The 384-nt window shown below is 45.6% G+C and carries 1 pseudogene; it reads left to right on the top strand.

Going from position 1 to position 384, the window contains the following annotated elements:
• Positions 1–213 precede the first annotated feature (213 nt).
• Positions 214–384 (top strand): annotated as a pseudogene (locus tag CIK04_RS23935) (twin-arginine translocation signal domain-containing protein); the annotation flags it as partial.

Here is a 384-nt window from a genome sequence, read left to right on the forward strand (position 1 = left end):
CAAATCGATCAAGCCGAACACGCCGGATTTTACTTGGCGGTTAGTCCAATTGCTCGGCGCCTTTTTCAATCTGGAAAAAGTACGTTTGGCGCAAATCACGCCGGACAACAAAACCAAATTAAAAATTGAGATTAAAAACTTGGCGGATTAGCCAAGCGATCTCTTTTAGAGAGGCTTAAGCCTCCAAAAAACTACCTGACAGGTAAGGAAGCAATGATGAAAGAAAAAATGAAATTAACAGAAAGCCGTCGTGACCTTTAAAGGATATCGCCACGGCAGCAGTAGCAGGCGCCGTCGTTGCTGGCACCACACAAGTGGCCTCAGCCTCAGAAGTTACTCCTGTAGAAAAACAGGCGAAGAAAAAGGGATATCACGAAACCCAGC

The sequence above is a fragment of the Vibrio sp. 03_296 genome (assembly GCF_002265885.1).